The organism is Psychrobacter fozii (genome assembly GCF_003217155.1).
In the GTDB taxonomy this organism is placed as follows: Bacteria; Pseudomonadota; Gammaproteobacteria; order Pseudomonadales; family Moraxellaceae; genus Psychrobacter; species Psychrobacter fozii.
Genome location: NZ_QJSU01000002.1, coordinates 111,394 through 131,635 on the forward strand (window position 1 = coordinate 111,394; position 20,242 = coordinate 131,635).

At 42.9% G+C, this 20,242-nt stretch carries 16 protein-coding genes; 14 read left to right on the top strand and 2 right to left on the bottom strand.

All coding sequences use genetic code 11. The annotated features are described in order from the left end of the window. The first annotated feature begins 45 nt into the window (after positions 1-45). The 8 genes from pilW (at position 46) to DFP82_RS03315 (ending at position 10,714) form a co-directional block, all read left to right on the top strand. Positions 46-981, top strand: a complete 936-nt coding sequence (gene pilW / locus DFP82_RS03280; RefSeq protein WP_245905627.1) for a type IV pilus biogenesis/stability protein PilW — start codon at positions 46-48, stop codon at positions 979-981. Then, the gene (locus DFP82_RS03285; RefSeq protein ID WP_110922319.1) at positions 978-1,793 is read left to right on the top strand and encodes a helix-turn-helix domain-containing protein; all 816 of its coding nucleotides are present in this window, start codon (positions 978-980) and stop codon (positions 1,791-1,793) included. Before pilW ends, DFP82_RS03285 begins: the two co-directional genes overlap by 4 nt. Before the next feature lie 97 nt (positions 1,794-1,890). Continuing rightward, entirely contained in the window at positions 1,891-3,006 is a 1,116-nt protein-coding gene (gene ispG / locus DFP82_RS03290) for a flavodoxin-dependent (E)-4-hydroxy-3-methylbut-2-enyl-diphosphate synthase (protein ID WP_110922320.1), read from the top strand. 65 nt (positions 3,007-3,071) lie between these two features. Continuing rightward, a complete protein-coding gene (hisS, locus tag DFP82_RS03295; protein ID WP_110922321.1) occupies positions 3,072-4,361 on the top strand; it encodes a histidine--tRNA ligase in 1,290 nt (429 codons plus the stop codon). A 63-nt stretch (positions 4,362-4,424) separates the two neighbouring features. Next, entirely contained in the window at positions 4,425-5,222 is a 798-nt protein-coding gene (locus DFP82_RS03300; protein WP_110922322.1) for a YfgM family protein, read from the top strand. 255 nt (positions 5,223-5,477) lie between these two features. Further along, positions 5,478-6,686, top strand: coding sequence for an outer membrane protein assembly factor BamB (gene bamB, locus DFP82_RS03305; RefSeq protein WP_110922323.1), 1,209 nt, complete (start codon positions 5,478-5,480; stop codon positions 6,684-6,686). A gap of 481 nt (positions 6,687-7,167) precedes the next feature. Next, positions 7,168-8,592 (top strand): ribosome biogenesis GTPase Der, encoded by a 1,425-nt coding sequence (der, locus tag DFP82_RS03310; RefSeq protein ID WP_110922324.1) that lies wholly within the window; start codon positions 7,168-7,170, stop codon positions 8,590-8,592. 184 nt (positions 8,593-8,776) lie between these two features. Further along, positions 8,777-10,714: a sensor histidine kinase gene (locus DFP82_RS03315; RefSeq protein ID WP_110922325.1), complete on the top strand. Its 1,938-nt coding sequence runs from the start codon at positions 8,777-8,779 to the stop codon at positions 10,712-10,714. A gap of 136 nt (positions 10,715-10,850) precedes the next feature. Here DFP82_RS03315 and DFP82_RS03320 read toward each other — a convergent pair whose 3' ends face one another. Beyond that, a complete protein-coding gene (locus DFP82_RS03320) occupies positions 10,851-12,017 on the bottom strand; it encodes a D-alanyl-D-alanine carboxypeptidase family protein (RefSeq protein WP_110922326.1) in 1,167 nt (388 codons plus the stop codon). A gap of 469 nt (positions 12,018-12,486) precedes the next feature. Further along, complete coding sequence (locus tag DFP82_RS03325) at positions 12,487-12,921, bottom strand: MCR_0457 family protein (RefSeq protein WP_110922327.1); 435 nt, start codon at positions 12,919-12,921, stop codon at positions 12,487-12,489. A gap of 485 nt (positions 12,922-13,406) precedes the next feature. On the opposite strand from DFP82_RS03325, the gene surE reads away from it, so the two are divergent. The 6 genes from surE (at position 13,407) to moaB (ending at position 20,238) form a co-directional block, all read left to right on the top strand. Beyond that, on the top strand, positions 13,407-14,219 hold the full coding sequence (gene surE, locus DFP82_RS03330) for a 5'/3'-nucleotidase SurE (RefSeq protein ID WP_110922328.1): 813 nt from the start codon (positions 13,407-13,409) through the stop codon (positions 14,217-14,219). Positions 14,220-14,396: 177 nt separating this feature from the next. Continuing rightward, entirely contained in the window at positions 14,397-15,188 is a 792-nt protein-coding gene (locus DFP82_RS03335; protein ID WP_110922329.1) for a LysM peptidoglycan-binding domain-containing M23 family metallopeptidase, read from the top strand. Between the two features lie 124 nt (positions 15,189-15,312). Continuing rightward, positions 15,313-16,617, top strand: coding sequence for a lytic murein transglycosylase (locus tag DFP82_RS03340; RefSeq protein ID WP_110922330.1), 1,305 nt, complete (start codon positions 15,313-15,315; stop codon positions 16,615-16,617). A 534-nt stretch (positions 16,618-17,151) separates the two neighbouring features. Then, a complete protein-coding gene (locus tag DFP82_RS03345; RefSeq protein ID WP_110922331.1) occupies positions 17,152-18,447 on the top strand; it encodes a molybdopterin molybdotransferase MoeA in 1,296 nt (431 codons plus the stop codon). Between the two features lie 127 nt (positions 18,448-18,574). Then, positions 18,575-19,609 carry a GTP 3',8-cyclase MoaA gene (gene moaA / locus DFP82_RS03350; RefSeq protein WP_110922332.1) on the top strand — a complete coding sequence of 345 codons (1,035 nt, stop codon included), beginning with the start codon at positions 18,575-18,577 and terminating at the stop codon, positions 19,607-19,609. A 98-nt stretch (positions 19,610-19,707) separates the two neighbouring features. Then, positions 19,708-20,238 carry a molybdenum cofactor biosynthesis protein B gene (gene moaB / locus DFP82_RS03355; RefSeq protein WP_110922333.1) on the top strand — a complete coding sequence of 177 codons (531 nt, stop codon included), beginning with the start codon at positions 19,708-19,710 and terminating at the stop codon, positions 20,236-20,238. Positions 20,239-20,242: the final 4 nt, after the last annotated feature.

The window sequence follows — 20,242 nt, forward strand, 5'->3', positions numbered from 1 at the left end:
TTTCTTTGATCGAACGCATTGAATCACAGTTTTATGATGGCGGCTATGATGACTTCTAAAAATTCTTGTCAGTTCAAATATCAAACATTATTTTCTAAAGATGGTAAGCAGTTGATGACAGCAACTTCCCAGATGACGACGTCGAAGCATATGATGCTGGCAACGGCGTTTGCAGGGGTTCTGCTGACTGGTTGCCAAAGCACATCGACCAATGAGTTGATTAACAATACGGCTTATCAGACATCCACACGGTCCAGTGATAACCGCAAATCGGATCAACAAGAAGTCGCTCGTGTGCGCACCTCACTTGCTGCACAATACATTCGCGAAAAAGACCTCGATACTGCCCAACGCCAACTCGAAAAAGCCTTTATTGCTGATAGCCGTTACGCGCCAGCCTATGATATGATGGGCGTTTTGCTGCAGCAAGAGGGCAGTCAGCGCAATCTCGAAAAAGCCGATGAGTATTTCAAAAAAGCGATCTCACTCGATAAAGATTTTGAGCAAGCAAATAACAACTACGGCGTATATCTGTCACAGATGAAGCGTTATAGTGAAGCGGCTGAGCAGTTTCAGATTGCAGGTTCAGCATTGGGTTACGAAGGGCGTATTGGTGCGTTAGAAAACTTAGGGCGCACCTACTTACAGCTCGGCGACCGAAGTGCGGCTTCCAAAGCGTTTTTACGTGCGCTTGATGGCAATCGTAATAGTATTATTGCCCATATCGAATTGGTAGATTTGCTGCTTGAGCAACAGCGTGTTCCACAGGCTCAAAGGCTTTATGATGAAACATTAGTAATTGTACAAAGACAGGGTGTTAGCCCGCGCGTACTATTACAAGGTATCAAACTTGCTGCTGCGCAAAACAATATACCGACACGTCAAAGATTAGCACAGCAACTTTTATCCGCTTATCCATTAAGTGATGAAGCAAAAAAACTTAAGACTTGGCTTAACAATCCAGAGGCACCATGGAAATGACCACCCCATCATTAAACACTCAATCTAACGCTCAGGGATCATTTGGTGCCATGTTGCAGCAAGCCCGAAAATCTAAGCAAGTCAGTTTAGAAGAGGCGGCCGCCGAGTTATTTATTTTAAAGCGTCATTTACAAGCGCTAGAAAATGAGAATTTTGCTGATTTACCACAAGCAACGTTTGCTCGTGGTTTTGCAATAAACTATGCCAAATTTTTAGGATTGGATGCAACCAAAGTCGCTAGCAGTTTTGATGCGGCTTATCCCACTGAGCTTAAAGCTAAATCAGTCAATAATACCAATACCCCATTGCGTCCAATGGGCACGTTGCAGCGTGATACCCGCAACCGTATTCGCTTTAACCCATTACTGATTTTGGCGGTCATCGGCGTTATTGTTTTGGCAATTTTCTTATTCCGTATGGTAAGTAACGCCAGCAAAGAAAACAATGCAGAACCAGTACCTACAGTAGACGACGTATCTGAGATAGAACAAGCTCAAGGTGCTGCGATTGATAGCACAACTGGCGTTGGTGCGTCTGGCTCTGCATTGAACTTAGGCGGCGCTGAAGTAGGTCCGGCTGCGTTAACAGTCAAACTGACTGACACAGCGGTCATAAGTATCATTGATGCTTCTGGTAATAGCTTAATGGATGGTGCACAAACATCAGGTGATTATCAGTTGTCAGGCACGCCGCCGTTCAGTGTGAAAATTGATAACGTCGATAATGTTAGCTTAATGCTAAACCAAGAAGCAGTTGCATTGGATACTTATGCAGCAACTGATAAGCAAGCCAGTTTTGAGCTAGCACCTTAATTGCCAAAACTAACAGCTGTTTAAAGCCAATAGCTGTTCATAGTTATTATAAACACGTGTCTTCTATATTTTTTTGCTCTAATGAAAGGGTTTGTCTATGTCAACGTCAGCGCCTATTAACCGTCGCCTTACCAAAAAAATATATGTCGGTGATGTCGCGATTGGTGGTGATGCGCCGATCAGTGTGCAAAGCATGACAAACACTGATACTTGTGATGTGGCAGCGACGGTCGCGCAGATCGAACGCTGTGTTGAAGCAGGCGCTGACTTGATGCGTGTCTCAACGCCCACGATGGATACCGTCAAAGCGTTTGGTGAAATTCGTAAATTGGTCAGTGTCCCATTGATTGCCGACGTGCATTTTGATCATAAGATTGCATTGGCAGTAGCCGAAGCAGGAGCGGACTGTCTACGTATCAACCCAGGTAACATCGGCAGCGATGCCAAAGTACGTGAAGTCGTCGCTTGTGCCAAACATTATAATATTCCTATTCGCATTGGTGTGAATGCTGGTTCTTTAGAAAAAGATATTCAGCGTAAATATACTGAGCCAACTGGCGCTGCCATGCTCGAATCTGCGATGCGCCATATTGATATATTAGAGCGTCTCAATTTTGATCAATATAAAGTATCGGTCAAAGCCAGCAATGTGTTTTTGACATTGGACGCTTATCGCCTTATATCGGCTCAAATCGACAACCCATTACATTTGGGCGTGACCGAAGCTGGCGTCTATCGTACTGGTGCCGTGAAGTCTGCGATTGCGTTAGGTGGCCTACTGTTAGACGGTATCGGTGACACCATTCGTATCTCTCTAGCAGCAGAGCCTGAAGAAGAAATTAAAATCGGTTTTGATATTCTAAAATCGTTAAATATTCGTTCTAATGGCGTTAATTTTATCGCTTGTCCAAGTTGCTCACGCCAAGAGTTTGACGTGATTAGAGTGATGACTGCATTAGAGTCACGCTTAGAAGATGTCCGCGAACCGATGAATTTGTCAGTGATTGGCTGTAAAGTGAATGGCCCAGGTGAGGCGAAGGAATCTGATATAGGTATCGTTGGCGCTGCACGTAAGTCACTAGTCTATCGTATGGGTGAAAAAAGCCATCTTATTGATACCAATAACTTGGTTGATGAAATAGAAAGTATGGTACGCGCTCACGCCGAAGATTTGGCCAAAAAACGTGAGAATGAGATCATTCGAGTAAAATAACACGCCACTGTTAGTAAAAAAATTATAGATATACTTGTTAAAAATTTTAAGGATACGACCGTACCATGATTAAAGCTATCAAAGGGTTCAATGATATTTTGCCTGACCAGTCCGCAAAATGGTTACATTTAGAGGCAATACTGGCTGACGTTTTGGGCAGATACGGCTATGAGCATATTCGTTTGCCAATCGTTGAGCAAACCGATTTATTTGCACGTGCTATCGGTGGCGCAACAGACATCGTCGAAAAAGAGATGTATAGCTTTACTGATAAATCTGATCCACCAACGCCATTGGCATTACGTCCTGAAGGTACCGCTGGTGCAGTACGTGCAGTGATTGAGCACAACCTACTGCGCGGTGATACACCCAAATTATGGTATATCGGTCCGATGTTCCGCTATGAGCGTCCACAAAAAGGCCGTTATCGTCAGTTTCATCAGTTGGGTGTCGAAAGCTTCGGTAGTGCATTGCCAGATGCTGATGCGGAATTGATTGCGATGACCCATTTAATGTGGCAAGAGTTGGGTCTAAAAGACGAGATGCATTTGCAGCTGAATAGTCTGGGAGAGCTTGATGAGCGTTACGCTTATCGCGAAGCGCTCGTGGCTTATTTGACGGATAAAAAAGATCAGCTCGATGAAGACAGCAAGCGCCGCTTGACGACCAATCCGCTACGCATTCTAGACAGTAAAGAAGCGAGCACCCAAGCCGTATTGGCAGACGCGCCAAAGTTGGCTGAGTTTTTGGGTGCAGAAAGCATGGCGCACTTCGAGCAAGTACAAGCGTATCTGACGACACTTGGTATCAAATTCGAGATTAATCCGCATCTGGTACGTGGACTTGATTATTATAATAAGACTGTTTTTGAATGGGTGACAGACAAGCTTGGTAGTCAGGCTACTGTGTGTGCTGGCGGCCGTTATGATGGTTTGATCGGACAGCTGAAGTCAATCGGTACCGATGCCAATAAGCCAGTAAAATCTGAGCCTGGTGTAGGCTTTGCGATGGGGCTTGAGCGTCTATTATTATTGATGGAAGCGGTCGCACCGATTGCTGATATACCTGCTTGTGATGTATTCGTAGTTGCTCATCCAGAGGTCTATAGTGCTGGTATTGGCTATGCACAAAACTTGCGTTACAGTCGTCCAGATGTACGGGTCAAAATGGCAAGTGCAACCAGTCTAAAAGCGCAAATGAAAAAAGCGGATAAGTCAGGTGCTGCATTGACGGTTATTATTGCTCAGCAAGAATTGGACGATGATACCATTAGTGTGAAAGATATGCAGACGGGTGAACAACAGACGGTTGCGACAGATTGGTTGTCGAATAAAGACAATTTTTCTCGTAACTGATCGGTTTCGGTTTCCTTAGTTTTAGCATCAGCAATTTAATATAAATTTATCAGGTAAATAGATATGGCTCTGACACCCAATTCGCCGAATGCAGACAACTCAATGCAAGCGTTAAAGCAATATGGCAGCTACATTGTCACTGCGATTTTATTGGCATTGGCAGCCTATTTTGGTTGGACGTACTGGCAGGATAATCATGCACGGGTAGATACTGTAGCTGCTGATAGTTATGCCGATATTCAGCGGTTGAATGAAGAAGTCAGTCTGTCCTCACAAAACCCTGATTTAGAAGCAGAGGCACAAGCAGCGCTCGAACAGAGCCGTACGCAATTGAGCAGCGATATTGATACGTTGGTAAGTACACATGGTGAGTCAGTCTATGCATGGCAAGCATTGATGATTAAAGCTCGTCATGAAGTTGATAACGACGATTTCGCGGCTGCTACAGAGACTTTTAAAAAAGCACTGGCAATCGACTTGGGTGATGCAGGCTTAGAGGCTATTACTCGTTTGCGTTATGCGAAGACGTTGTTAGCGACAGGTGATACAGATGCTGCATTGGCAGAAGCTAAAAATGACATGCCAAGCTCTTTTGAAGCCAGTCAGCAAGAACTACTAGGTGATATCTACTTAGCACAAGACAATAAAGAATCAGCAGTTAAATCGTACAACAATGCTTGGGAGCTGTTACGTAGTCGTCAAGAAACGCGTGCAGTATTGGCGTTAAAGATGGAAAGTTTGGGTACGGTACCTGAGCCTATCGAAGACCAAGCCAGTCTTATTCAAGAGTCAAATGCTGCTGTTCAATTACCAGTGGCGGCTGACTCTGCAGAAGCTCCTGCTGCTGAGGTTACGCAATAGTCGTATCGTCGTAAATATTATTGACTAATAATGGCACTTGTATTCTACTTAGCACTTGATAATAGCTAACTGACAGTCAGTACCTAACATTGTTCCATATACCAGTTCCATATACTAAATGGCGCAGTAAATCAGCAGCACATTAAGACACAGGGCGCTGATTTGACGTGCTTTGCTAATACTATTCGTTGACTAGTTATTTATCGATAGCTAATTTGCTTATTAATAATAATTTATTTGTAGTGAGAACTTATAATGACTCAATCTATTCGCTCTAGCAAAACCTCAAAAGCTAAAACCATCAAAACGACGGTTATGCATGTGGCCGTACTGGCAGTAATGAGCACTGCGGTGATTGGGTGTAATCGCGGTATCAAGCCCGTTGTCAATGATCCGGTAAAGCTAGTACAGATTGCTCAGCCTATTAGTGTACTACAACCTGTTTTTAGTACGGATGTCGGTAATAAAAAAGCCAGTAAAAAAGATCCACTAGATTTGCAGGTTGGTTATACCAATGAACAAATCGTTACTGCATCACGCGGTGGTGAATTGACTGGTTTTAATAATACTGGTGAGCGTCTATGGTCAGTGAATGTTGACGAACAAATCACCGGTGGTGTCGCTTTAGATGCATTGAGCCAAACCGCGATTATTAGCACGCGCAGTGGTAAAATAATGGCGTTTGATAGTGCCACTGGTGAAAAACGCTGGCAGCAACAGCTATCAGGGTCAGTTTTGACACCAGCGCTCATTACCAATAATCGTGTCGTTTTATCAGCAAACAACGGCTTTTTACATGGCTTATCACTACAAACTGGACAGTCTGTATGGCAGTTTGCCACACAAGTACCCGCTATCAGTGTGCGTGGCAGTGCTTCACCAACGTTATTAGATAGCAAGACGGCATTATTGGCCACGGCCGATGGACGTTTGCATGCAGTGACAGCGGATAATGGCTTGCCACAGTGGTCAAGACGCGTTGGCGTTGGTGCTGGCAGCAGTGAAGTTGAGCGCATGAGTGATGTTGATGGCGCGCCTATCGTTGATAAAAATCAGATGTTCGCCATTAGTTATAGTGGTCAATTATTAGGTATTGATTTGGCATCGCGCCAAGTGATGTTCGTCAATGAACAAGCCAGCTTAAAAGCGCTTGCTGTCAACACTCAGCAAGTCATTGCGACTGGTTTAGATGGTAAGGTTGTGGCTTACGATCGCAATACTGGTGCAGTATTGTGGGAAAGTGAAGAGTTGGCTTATCGTCATTTGACCAATCCTGTGATGATTGGCAACTATATTGCAGTTGGTGACTTAGACGGTGTGGTGCATTTATTTGACCCTGCTAGTGGTAAAATCGTCAGCCGCGTAGAAACCAAAGGTGCGTTAAACAGCTTGCAGGTACAAGGCAGTCGTTTGATGACTCAAAGTACCTCAGGACAAGTCGAAATCTGGCAGTTGGCACGCTAAGATATTGATTGATAAGCATTAAATTAAATAATATGTTTTAATATAGTTGATTCAGTTTAAAAGAGAGATAAGGCAACCGAGTGCAGATGTATATCTGATACTTCAAGCGAGGTTAACGCTATCACTCTTTTATAGAGGATTGACTATAGTGCTATTATGCAATTTGATTGACCATGATATTATAAAATACAAACGCTGCTTAGTCAGCGTTTAGTGCCTTGTGTAAATGACTTGTTTAAACACAGGCTTTCGCGTACTCTATGCGACCGATACGCCATAGGCGTTATCTATATATATTGTTTATACAACATGTAGTCCCCCTTATATAGCATGCATTAATTGCAAAATAGTTAATTCTTGTTTTTGCTATCGTTTTATTATTTATTTTAATTTACGGTCAAGTGCGGTAAGTTCGCTGTTATGTTTTGGTTATCAGAATAACTGTACTGTCCGTCATTTTGCCTTTCACTGAGAGTAATCCATGAGTATCAAGCCTGTGGTCGCCTTAATTGGTCGTCCAAACGTCGGTAAATCCACCTTATTTAATCAGTTCACAAAAAGTCGGCAGGCATTGGTTGCTGATTTATCAGGACTGACTCGTGACCGTCAATACGGTGATGCTACTTATGAAGACAAGTCTTTCATTGTTGTAGACACTGGTGGTATCGGTGAGGCGGATGATGGTAGCGGTAACATTGATGATTATATGTCTGAACAGTCGCATACTGCAATTCACGAAGCCGATATCATTGTATTCGTCGTTGATGCTCGTGCTGGTATGATTGGTGCCGACGCTGAGATTGGTAAGTTTTTGCACACACTTGGCAAGCCAGTATATGTTGTCGCCAACAAAGTCGATGGCGTCCATGATGCTGCGCCTGCAGAATTCTATGCATTAGGATTGGGCGAGCCGTACCCAATGGCTGCCAGTCATGGTCGCGGTGTTGGTAATTTGCTTGAAGTATTGACAGCGGATATGCCTGAGCAAGATAACATTGTAGAGCCAAGAGGTTTGAAGCTTGCTATTATTGGTCGTCCAAATGTTGGTAAATCAACGCTAGTGAACCGTCTATTAGGTGAAGATCGAGTGGTGGTTTTCGATATGCCTGGTACTACACGCGACAGTATTTACATTCCTTATAAGCGTGAAGGTAAAGACTACGTATTGATTGATACCGCTGGTGTACGCCGCCGCGGTAAAATCGATGAAAAAGTAGAGAAATTCTCTGTCATCAAAACCTTGCAAGCAATCGAAGATTCTAACGTCACCGTCATTGTAATTGATGCCCACGAAGGTATCGTCGATCAAGATTTGCATATGATTGGTTATGCACTGGATGCGGGTCGTGCATTGGTAGTGGCGATTAATAAATGGGATGGTCTGACTCAAGATCAAAGAGACTATATTAAAATTGAGATGGATCGTCGTTTCAACTTTATCCCTTATGTGAAAATTCATTTGATATCGGCGCTGCATGGTACTGGTGTGGGTAATTTATATCCGTCTATCTTACGCGCTTATAAATCATCTATGTTTGAAGTATCAACCAACCGTTTGACTCAGATTTTGCAGGATGCCGTAACTGCAAACCCACCACCAACCGTGTCTGGTCGTCGCATTAAATTACGCTATGCACATATTGGTGGTCACAACCCACCAGTGATTGTTATTCATGGTAACCAGACCAGCTCATTACCTAAGAGCTATCAGCGCTATCTTGAAAACCAGTTCCGTCAGGTATTCAAGCTCGAAGGTACGCCGCTTAATGTCATTCTTAAACAAAATGACAATCCATATGCGAACAAGAGTGATACTCCTACCAAAGCGAAAGAACAGCAGTTGCGTCAACGTGAACGCAACCGAGCACAAAAATTTACCACCAAAGATAAAAAACCTCGTAAATAGATAAGACAGTTGACTCATTCACTACTACTTTATCGTGCCATAGAGCACGATAAAGTAAGCTGTACGCTACTGTATCTGTGGTTGCTTTAGCTGTCATGAAGAGTGAGTATCTATCAGTTTCACCTATCACACCTTCCTAGTAGCTGTAGTATAAATCAATGTTATCTTAACTTAGTTGAGTGATATGAACAGCCGTTCACCGCAAACCATCTCTGTGCTAATCCGGCGTTCTGTCGCACAGGCCCTCATACTAGCTGTGTTAGTAGGCTTTTTATTGTCTTTTATTTATGGTTTAGTTTATCACTACACAGAAAAATATAGGCATGTGCAACAGCTAGCCACTTTACTAACGACCAGTGCATCGACGGCTGATAGCGCTGATGTTGTTTCTGAGCAAGTGAGGTTTTTATTAGAGAATGAACCAAGTATCAAAAGTATCTTGTTTTATTCAACACCTCAGCCTGTTGATGATGTCAGCCAATCAAAGGATGATTGGAGAACGGCATTATTTGCAGATACCGTCAGCTTTAACTATCCGGTAACCAGCAACTATATTAATATCGATAGTGACGTTAATGCATTAAAACCTAAACAGCAATCGGCTACCACTTTATTAGGCAATAAAAATGAGCCGTCAGCAGCTGATAAAGTCGATAAAGACAGTGCACTAGTTGGCTATATTAATATCACTTTAGATGTGCAACAACTTCGGTCGCATTGGTATCGTAGCAACTTGCTGCTATGGCTCTTTACTACCATACTGGCAGTGCTTTGGGCTTTATATCTTTTACGTAAACTCAAATGGCCAGTCAGAGATATTGAATCTCTGACCGAAGCCTGTGACATCGTGTTAAAAAACACAGAGCTTGAGCAGTTACCAGTCATTCCGCAACATTTTAATTTTCAAGAGCTGATGCTAATCAAAGAGGCCTTTATAGCCTTGTTTAATCGTTTACAAAAAGTTAGCCTAGATTATGAATCGCTTGCGACTTTTGAAAAGCAGTTGCATAGCAAAGATTTGTCTCTCGATGTGCAGCTGCATAACTTTCAAAGTATGATAACCCATGAATTGAAAACCTCGCTAAATGCTATCGTGGGCGGTTTGCAGTTATTGGATCATGATTTACTCAATAGAGAGCAAAAAGATGCTATTGAAATCATTAGTAGTGGTAGTGATAAATTGGTATCGTCGCTTGACCATATTATCCAGTTGAATCAAATACAAAAAGGTCAGGTAACTATTAATTCTATCGAATTCAATCCATTACAATTGATTGCAGATCTTTTGGCAGAGTTTGAACCAGCTGCTCAGAAAAAAGGCTTAGTATTAACCAGCCGTATTCATCATATCGACTATAGTCTTACAGGCGATGCTGAAAAAATACAACAAATTCTATCGATGTTACTCAGTAATGCAATCAAGTTTACGCCTGCTGGACAAGTGATTATTACGTCGCAATTGACCCATTTTGATAAAAGTAATCGTTGGCAAATCAGTGTGAAAGATACTGGTATTGGTATCGATCGCAATCATATAGAGGATATCTTTAATCCATTTTTTCAGGTAGATTCATCACAAACTCGGCAGTATGAAGGCTCAGGTGTTGGGTTGCCTGTCGTTAAGCAAATAGCGCAGCTTATGGGTGCTACTATCGAAGTGGATAGTACGCTAGGACTAGGTACAGAGTTTACGCTGACGGTCATAATGCCTAACCAGCATCAGTCTCAGCAGCAACAGCTATTGGCTGGGTTGACGATCATTTATTATTACTACCATGAAGTAGGTTTTTTAGGGAATGAGTTGGAGCGTTTGGGCGCGACAGTCATCTACCATCAGCATGAACAGCTGGTTATGGATGAGATGAGCGTCAAAAAAATAAATATGGTCATGTTTGCAGAGGATATCGTGGTAAATAAAGCCGAATCCTTAGCCGATCACATCCGTCGATCTGAAAGCGAGCACCGTGCATTATTAGTGTATTGGTACTCACCGCATCGAGCCCAGTACTTAGACAGTTTTGAGCATGGTTTGAAGGTTGCAGGTATCGATTACTGTCGTAGTGCTACTTATAAAGGTAAGGCTTTGAGTGATCTGCTGCAACGTTGGTTGATATGGAAATAAGCTAAGCTGTCCCTTATCTCTTATCTCTTATCCTTTATCCCTTATCACAATCAATAAAAAAGACGCCCTATATCAGGGCGTCTTTTTTATTGGACAACATGCTTATCAGGCACGTTGCTCATATCTAATATTATGCTTAAAAGAGGTTCTGTACCCAACGTGCGAGACGTTGCCAAGTACGGCTCATAAAGCCTGACTCTTCAATATCGCTAGTCGCAATGATAGGCACTGAGGCTACGGCTTTACCATCAATAACAGCCATCATTTTACCAATTTCTTGACCTTTTTTGATAGGTGCTTCTATGCTTTCAGGGATATCAACCACAGTGGTAATTTTATTCTTTTGCGTTTTGCTGGTTAGAATTTGTAAGTTGTCAGCAGTCGCTAACTCAACCTCATCCGCTTCACCAAACCAGACAGGGACTTTGCTGACGAATTGTCCAGCAGGCGCTTTGGTAACAGTAGTGAAGTGGCCAAAGCCCCAGTTCAACAATTCACGTGATTGATCAGCACGGGCTTGTTGGCTCTTGGTACCCATGATGACAGAAATCAGACGCATACCATCGCGATTACTTGAAGCAACCAAGCAATAGCCCGCAGCATCAGTGTGGCCAGTTTTTAGGCCGTCAACGGTTGGGTCAGTAATGAGCAAAGCATTACGGTTACCTTGAGTAATGCCGTTATAGGTAAACTCTTTTTCTGAATAAATACCGTAGTAATCGCCGCTGTTTTTAATGATAGCACGTGCAAGTTTAGACAAATCTAAAGCAGATGCTAAGTGGCCTTCATAAGGCATACCAGTCGCATTGACAAAATTAGAGTTCTCCATGCCAATTTTTTCTGCTTGCTCATTCATCAAGATAGCAAATGATGCTTCGCTACCGGCAATGTGCTCAGCCATTGCTTTTGACGCATCGTTACCTGATTGAATGATAATACCGCGTAGCATGTCGATCACGCTGGCTGTCTTATTCACTGGCACATACATACAAGATTGGCTGCTACTGCCACGGCACCAAGCGTTTGGGCTCATCAACACTTGATCATCTTCTTTGAGGTCACCCGATGCTAAGCGCTGCTCAATGATATAGCTGGTCATCATTTTTGTCAGAGATGCTGGTGGTAATGACTCATTGGCATTTTTTTGAGCCAAGATTTCACCAGTATTGTAATCCATTAATACATAGGCGGTATTGTCCATCTCAGGCGGCTGTATGGCAGCACTGGCCATCACTGCACTCATTGAGATACTTACACCAACTACCAGCTGTACAAGCTGATTTTTTACACGCTTTACTGTCATATATCGTTACACCGCATCATGGAACCAAATGTATCTATTGCTTGTATCCTGTACTAATTTTCATACATTATTTTAAGCAGCATGTCTTAAATGCAGTGTTTAAAATAATGTATCGACGAAAATATGAATGACTGCGCAATAGACATAAAATTAACGCCTTATCTTAGCAAAATGACAACCGATGGGGAATCGATAAATACAAAAAATAAGGCGCGACTAAAAACAAAGAAGAATATTTAGGGAAGGTTTGGTTATAGCCACAAAAAAGCCTGCTACACCGTCTATTATTTTGAGCGGGGCTACAGCAAGCTTTTTATTTTACAAAGTAAATCACACAGTTTTTAAGTCTATCTCTATATAGAGATGACATAATCTATTCTATATAGTTGATACCGCTGTTTTATTATCGTTAATGGTAGCGGGGTTTATCAAGCGACTATTTAGTAAGCCAGTTGTTAATGTCTAGCGACTAATATTCAGCATTCGCTAAATCTTCACATAATGCTTTATTTTCTTGCTTTGAGAAGCCCATTGTCCAACTACGAATACCTTGTAGGATTTGACGGTAGTCTTGTTGAGTTGATAGATATTGAATAGCCGCTTTTGGATCTTCTAGAGATGGCATCAGTTCGTGCAGCTGCACACCATAGGATTTATAAAAACGCTGTTTTTGGTTGCCATTTAGCATCGGTGGACATATCTCTGACAACACTTGCATTACCGCAATTTCATGCTTGGTTATGTTTACGCCAGCCATATCTAAAGGTATGGTTGTATCAGGGTTATTCGCCGCAAAAGATGCTTGAGATAGCATAGCAGCAGACGTGATTAGTCCTGCAAGACCAAATTTTGGTGCAGTTTTCGCTATGACAGAAGCTATAGATAATATCGATTGATTTTTCATTTAGCATTACACTCGCTTATCTTTATTTGATGGTCATATGTTAATGGCTAAAAAAACAAAAGTCACATAAAATATTGACTTATGTGTAGATGTCTTGTGAGCCAAAGGCATTTCTTAGCAACATATCAGCAGCATATACTTGTAAGTTACGTCAGCATAAAAATATAAGTTTATATTGTTGTCCGTTGTTGCCTATTGTAACGTGGAAAGCAATGTTTTTGCCTCTGCCGATTCAGCGACTATACGGATAAAGTCGTTAGTAAAATAACAAATCAGCTAGATTCTAAGCAAAGACAGGGTTCGTGTCAGGATACTATGTAGGGTATAATCTTTCATCATTATGATTGCACCATAGCCTTGATATACTGAACTAATATCGTGAATTTTTTTCATGGCTGTGATGTTTTCGGTTCTAATTATAGCAATTTTATGCCGATAAAGTTCATAAGTGGACAGGCGGTCATTTATAAATATATTGAGTAGCAATGAAATTTTTGATTAGTAATGATGATGGGGTTTATGCGCCAGGGTTGTTGGCACTGTATCAGGCATTGTCTACCATTGGTGACGTGGTGGTGGTTGCGCCAAATAGTGAGCAGAGTGGTTACGCGAGTGCATTGAGTGTGACCACGCCATTACATACTCATGAACTGCCATCTGGTTTTATCGCTGTAAATGGCTCGCCTGCGGACTGTATTTATTTAGCATTACATGAGTTGTATCGTCATACGCGCTTTGATTATGTGATTACAGGTATTAACTCAGGTGCTAATTTGGGGCAAGATGTTATGTTTTCTGGCACCTTCGGGGCAGCATTAACCGCGCAGCTTTTTGGTGTGCCAGCCATCGCAACCTCTTTAGTAGGCGGCGGTGCCAAAAGGGGTGGGCAAGAGCAAGTCAGTGATTATCAGCTGGCGGCAAATGAGATAGTTAAGCTATTAGCTGAAACGTCACTATTAGATGCCTGCAAAAATTTGCCCTATCACGTATTAAACGTTAATATTCCGGATGTTAATCATGCCGATGAGATCAAAGGTCGTAAGATAACCTCGTTGGGGCATCGTCAGGTTGCCCGTCCTGTGCACCATGTAATTGATCCACGCGGGCGAGATGCCTATTGGCTGTCGCTACGCAAATGTAAACATGAGTTGCCAGAAAAAACGGAAGATATGCCGTCATCTGCCATACAATTAACAGATGACCAAGCAGTGGCAGCGGGTTATATTAGCCTATCACCAGTGCGACTCCATCATACACCAGCAGCCGCGCTAGACAGTTTATCTGCGTTAGCCTTATAAATGCGCTGTATAAAACGATGAATGGCGCTAGGTAAGTGGTGAAAGGCAAAAGAGTGCGTTGATTATCAAATGATGGATAATGGTCATTATCAAATATTTAAGTAGTATAAAAGTTAGCAACATGCTTGTGAGTCACACAAGACGTTTGTGAATAACGTAAAAAATAGGAAACCTTGTATGAAGAAGCTTATTGCTGGATCACGCTTTACAACAGCGGCATTGATTGGCACTCTAACAGTCGCAACCTTAACGATAGTCGGTTGTGCCACCAAACCTACTTACCAATCAGCTAATCAAGCTGGTCCTACAATTGTCACCAATGCACAAGGCATTCCTAACTATCATCGCGTGCAACGCGGTGATACGGTCAGCCAAATCGCCGAGCGCTATCGTGTCAGTTACCGTCAAATCGGCGCACTTAATAACTTAGACAGCAAGTATACGATTTATAGTGGTCAGTGGCTCAAGCTATGGCAAGGCAGCCAAGAGACGACAGCGAATAACACGTATACACAGCCTAAGCAAACCTATACACCTCCTGTAACCAGTGCGCCTCAGAATAACTCACAAAACCCTGTCTATGCAGTAACTGCAAACGCAACGTCAGGTTATGAATATCCAAGTCGCAATCAAGTCACTCGTAACTTCGATGTGTCAGCTGGCACGATGGGTATGTGGTTTGCTGGTAATGTTGGTGATCCAGTGCTTGCCAGCCAAGCAGGAACAGTGCTCTACTCAGGTAATGGTCTGACAGAATATGGCAACCTTATTATGATTCGTCATAGTGATAACTACATCACTGCCTATGCACACAATAGTGAGCTACTTGTCAAAGAAGGCGATACGGTACAGCTGGGTCAACGTATTGCAAATATGGGCAACAGTGGTACAACCAACCAAGTGGGATTGGAGTTCCAAGTACGTTTAAATGGTAATCCTATCGACCCACGTGCGGTATTGGGACGTTAAGTTTGACACCGTGCTTTTAATTGCTTGGCGAATTTAGTGGCGTTACTGACATTGCTTTATGAACGCGATTTGCATAAAGTTGTGTTGTTTGAGTCACTTTACTTATTCATACCTGAGAATTTTTATGATGTTAAAAAAACAGTACATTGCTTTTTTCCCAGCTCTAGTCATGGTTGGGTGTACGAGCCAACAGGCCATGCAAGAGTCTAACAAGCCCGTGCGTCAAGGCAATGTTGAGATTACCCAGACTCAAACAATACAAGTGAAACCAACACCAAAGCCAGTAGTCACGCCGCCACCAGTGGCAAAGCCAAGCTATAACAGCTTTTATGACTGGAAGTCGGATTTTTCTATGCGTGCGATTGCATCAGGTAATGATGCGGCAACCGTTCGTCGTCTACTTGACTCAGCTTACTTAAATCAACAAGTGATTTCATTAGACTCAGGACAGCCAGAGTTCTCAAAGATGCCTTGGGAATATGTAGACTCTGCTGTATCCGATGGGCGCGTAAGTACTGGTAAGCGTAAGTTTTCTGAGCAACGTGCATATCTGTCGCAGTTAGAATCACAGTATGGTGTGAGTGCAGAAATTGTCGCTGCTATCTGGGGTATGGAGTCTTCATATGGTGTTGTGACTGGTAATAGTAGTTTGCCAAGCTCATTGGGTAGTTTGGCTTATGACGGTCGCCGCCAAGAGTTTGCAGAAACTCAATTACTGTCATTAGCGACGCTATTACAGCGTGGTGATGTGTCATGGTCACAGCTCGAAGGCTCTTGGGCTGGTGGTATGGGTCAAACTCAATTCATCCCTGCTACGTGGCTTAAGCATGGCGTCGATGGTGATGGTGATGGTCATCGCAATCCATGGGCGACTGGCGATGCTTTGGCTTCTACGGCTAATTACCTAAGCAACTCAGGTTGGGTTCGTGGGTTGGCGCCGTTTTATGAAGCAACGGTTCCTACCTCGTTCGATTATTCAACCGTTGGTAGTAAGCAGTCTGCGGCTAGATGGGCTGCAATGGGCGTTGATACAATAGCGGATGTGTCGTTAGATGCTAATACAGAAATGGAGCTATGGCTGCCAGCTGGCAAGGATGGCCCAGTACTATTGTTAAGCCCAAACTTTGATGTAATCAAAGTCTATAACAACTCATCAAGCTATGCACTAGGGGTGAGCTTACTGGGTAAAGCAATTACGGGTCAAGGAGGCTTGCAAAAGTCATGGCCGCGCTATGAGCGTCCGTTATCGACTACTCAGGTACGCAATTTACAACAGCGTTTGACCAGTGCAGGTTACGACACAAAAGGCGCAGATGGCATCGTTGGTACTAATACTCGTATGGCATTCCAACGCTGGCAGGGAGATAATGGTCAGACTCCAGATGGCTTTATTACCCAGCGTAGCGCGTCTTCATTGGCATCATGGTGAGAGAAGCTATTGCTGTTGATACGTGATATAAGTGCCACTATTTTTGACCGCTAATGTTTCAATGATTACGTTACTTTGTTCTACAAAAAGCACCTTGCCAAGGTGCTTTTTTTGCCTCAGTCTATGGGTGATTTTGCTGGTAGCTATCGAGACAATAAGTATGGAGTACTCAAGCTGAATCTACTGCGCTTTTGTCAAAACTTATCAGGACAAGGTTAATACAAGAAAATTACGATTGTGAGTGCTAGACTCTAGGGCGTGTCCTCAATTCAATCGATAGTTATCTAAATGGGTTAAAAATGGCTAAATCTTGCCAAACGGCGTCAAATAGCTGACTAATATCTCGATATTATCTGCGCTATTTTCCTTGTTTGACTGCAATTTATCTTATTTTTATCACCATTTTTAAAATGAGGACGCGCTCTAGAAAATGGATTTTTTAAACCACGTTTTTAGTAGCAGTTTTCAAAGGATAATTTTTAAATAACAGTTTTCAAATAATAAATAAATAGAACGACCCAAAGAGTGTGCAATATGATTACCATGGAAGAACTACAAGCGGCGATAAAGCAGCGTATAAATAACTACAACGATACCGACTTTCCACTACAAAATAGAGAGCTGCAGACGTGTGACTTATTAGACAGTCGCAACCATATCTTGGCGCAAGACATCACCTCGACATTTGATGTGCCCAGACAGAATCTATCTGCGATGGATGGCTATGCGATTGCTCAAGGTAGCGAGCTAGCAATGGACAGCACTATCGACATTATCGGAGAGTCTCAGGCTGGCTGTGCTTATGTAGGTGAGTTGATAGCAGGGCAAGGTGTCCGTATCTTTACGGGTGCAGTAGTGCCAGACAGCTGTGATACGGTCATTATGCAAGAGAACACCAATTTTGCAGATATCAAGGCTACTGTAGACAAGTCTCGGCCTTATCCCATAACGCTATCACAAGCAGCTCAGGTTGATAGCAATATCCGCTCGCAAGGCGAAGAGATTGAATCTGGTGAAGTTGTTCTCAAGATAGGCAAGCGTATTAACCCTGCCGATATCAGCTTACTGGCAAATTTAGGTATCAGCCAAGTCCGTATATTTGAGCCGCTGACGGTAGGTGTTTTAGCCACTGGCGATGAGCTTGTGGCGATTGGTGATGAGCTGACCAGCCTAGCACAAATATATAACTCCAATACCCCAACGCTTAAAAGCCTCCTATCAGATTTACCTATTACCATTCGTGACTACGGCATTGTTCCTGATAACTTAGAGCAGACGACCGCTGCTGTTCATGATGCTATGCAAGACTGTGATGTCATTATCTCGACCGCGGGCGTATCTGTTGGTGATTATGACTTTTTGACCACTGTGATTGAGCAGTTAGGTCACATCAATCACTATAAAGTGGCGATGAAGCCAGGCAAGCCTTTCGTGTTTGGTGAATTAAACAAAGACATTGATAAGCCAGTGCTGTACTTTGGTCTACCGGGTAATCCATTATCCACAGTCGTTGGCGCGCTACAGTTTGTGATACCAGCGCTGTGGCAGATGTCAGGCGCGGACGTGTTAGAGCAGCCTATGCAGCTGAGTATTCAAGCCACACTCACCAATGACATCAGAAAGTCAGTAGGTCGTAAAGACTTTCAGCGCGGTGTGCTGTCACAGAATGCAGTAGGCAGTTATGAAGTCGAGAGCTTCACCAGTCAGCAATCTCACAGAATAAAGCAGCTTAGCCGTGCCAATTGTTTTATTGTATTGGACAAAGACAGCGGCAATGTCTCTACAAATAGTACGGTCACGGTACAACCTTTTCCTTGGTTATATAATTAATTCTCCATGTGTTAACTTACTATAAAGTGAGTATCAAACAACCGATAATGACTTCTACAATGGTATGCTAAACGCAAACAATAAAGTAATGCTTATAGATAGTAAGCAATACTGACGGTAGTAAAATATGAGTGATAATTACGGTAACATAGGTAGTGCTCAACAGTACTCACCACTGGAAAACTATGAACCTCTGACGGATGGGTTTTCACGTCGTCTGACTTATCTGCGTCTATCTATCACTGATTTTTGTAATTTTAGCTGTGAATACTGTTTACCAAATGGCTATCAAGGCAAGCGCCCTGATGACGAATTGAGTGTGCCTGAGATTGCCACCTTAATACATGGCTTTGCCCAAGTAGGGACTAAAAAAGTCAGAATTACTGGTGGTGAGCCTTCTATTCGCCGCGATGTTGTTGAGATTATAAAAACGATTAAGCAAACTGATGGCATCGAGACAGTGGCGATGACCAGTAATGGTTATAAGCTCGGCAAGCATTTAGCCAGTTGGCAAGCTGCAGGACTGGATCAGCTTAATATCAGTATGGATAGCTTTGATGCCGTGACCTTTCATAAGATGACCGGCTTTAATAGTTTGCCGCAGCTGCTCACTGATATGGATATTCTATTAGAAACAACCGATATCAAGCTCAAAATAAATGGTGTTTTGATGGCAGAGACGGCCTTTGAAAACCTCATGGACGCCATCGACTATGTAAAAGACAGAAAAGTCACCTATCGTTTTATCGAGTTTATGCAAACCAGTGACAATAGCGACTTGTTTTTTGCCCAGCATGCGCAGTCTGATATCATCACTGACTATCTATTGGAGCACGGTTGGCAACCACATGAGCGTGGGAGTAGCGATGGCCCAGCGGTAGAGTACAGTCATCCTGACTATGTAGGCCGTATCGGTATGATCGCGCCTTATGCCGCGCATTTTTGTGATACTTGTAACCGTCTGCGAGTCAGCAGTCAGGGTAAAGTGCATTTATGTTTGTTCGATGAAGGCAATTATGATATTCGTCCGCATCTGCAGCAAAACAATGTGCAAGGACTGGTAAATACATTACATGAGTTTATGCCGATCAAGCCTGAGCACCATCATCTGCACGACTCTAACAGTGGCATCATGCACAATCTATCAATCATTGGTGGTTAAGGTGTACAACCACTAAGCATGACAGACGACATTGAATAGCTAGAGTGCCAACGACATTTTTGAACATACTATAAAATCATATGTATAAAGGAATTTTTATGAGCAAGCCTGCTGCGGAATTTATCCCACTTAACATTGCTATCTTGACCGTATCGGACAGTCGTACGCTAGCACAAGACACATCAGGGCAGTATTTAGCCGATAGTATAGAAGAAGCAGGCCACCATCTGGCAGACCGTCAACTTATCACTGACGATATCTATAAGATTAGAGCTGTGATTAGTGGTTGGATTGCGGATCCGAAAGTCCATGCAGTGGTCACGACTGGCGGCACAGGTTTTTTCATTAGAGACAGTATGCCAGAAGCCGTCAAAGTCTTGTTTGATAAGTCTATCGATGGCTTTGGTGAAATGTTCCGTCTCATCTCAAAAGATGAGATTGGTATGTCAACGGTACAGTCACGGGCAGTGGCTGGCATGGCAAATGGTACAGGTATATTTTGCTTACCTGGCTCATCAGGTGCGTGCCGTACTGGTTGGGAAAATATCTTGAAGGATCAGTTTGATAGTCGTACTCGTCCGTGTAACTTTGTGCCACACTTCTTGGCACAAAATCCAAGTCACGACTGATATT

Coding starts and splice junctions, on each gene's coding strand:
- DFP82_RS03315 (WP_110922325.1), top strand. CDS start 8,777: ATGAACAGCCGTTCACCGCAAACCATCTCTGTGCTAATCCGGCGTTCT.
- DFP82_RS03335 (WP_110922329.1), top strand. CDS start 14,397: ATGAAGAAGCTTATTGCTGGATCACGCTTTACAACAGCGGCATTGATT.
- pilW (WP_245905627.1), top strand. CDS start 46: ATGATGACTTCTAAAAATTCTTGTCAGTTCAAATATCAAACATTATTT.
- moaA (WP_110922332.1), top strand. CDS start 18,575: ATGAGTGATAATTACGGTAACATAGGTAGTGCTCAACAGTACTCACCA.
- der (WP_110922324.1), top strand. CDS start 7,168: ATGAGTATCAAGCCTGTGGTCGCCTTAATTGGTCGTCCAAACGTCGGT.
- DFP82_RS03345 (WP_110922331.1), top strand. CDS start 17,152: ATGATTACCATGGAAGAACTACAAGCGGCGATAAAGCAGCGTATAAAT.
- DFP82_RS03285 (WP_110922319.1), top strand. CDS start 978: ATGACCACCCCATCATTAAACACTCAATCTAACGCTCAGGGATCATTT.
- DFP82_RS03320 (WP_110922326.1), bottom strand. CDS start 12,017: ATGACAGTAAAGCGTGTAAAAAATCAGCTTGTACAGCTGGTAGTTGGT.
- DFP82_RS03300 (WP_110922322.1), top strand. CDS start 4,425: ATGGCTCTGACACCCAATTCGCCGAATGCAGACAACTCAATGCAAGCG.
- moaB (WP_110922333.1), top strand. CDS start 19,708: ATGAGCAAGCCTGCTGCGGAATTTATCCCACTTAACATTGCTATCTTG.
- surE (WP_110922328.1), top strand. CDS start 13,407: ATGAAATTTTTGATTAGTAATGATGATGGGGTTTATGCGCCAGGGTTG.
- hisS (WP_110922321.1), top strand. CDS start 3,072: ATGATTAAAGCTATCAAAGGGTTCAATGATATTTTGCCTGACCAGTCC.
- DFP82_RS03340 (WP_110922330.1), top strand. CDS start 15,313: ATGATGTTAAAAAAACAGTACATTGCTTTTTTCCCAGCTCTAGTCATG.
- DFP82_RS03325 (WP_110922327.1), bottom strand. CDS start 12,921: ATGAAAAATCAATCGATATTATCTATAGCTTCTGTCATAGCGAAAACT.
- ispG (WP_110922320.1), top strand. CDS start 1,891: ATGTCAACGTCAGCGCCTATTAACCGTCGCCTTACCAAAAAAATATAT.
- bamB (WP_110922323.1), top strand. CDS start 5,478: ATGACTCAATCTATTCGCTCTAGCAAAACCTCAAAAGCTAAAACCATC.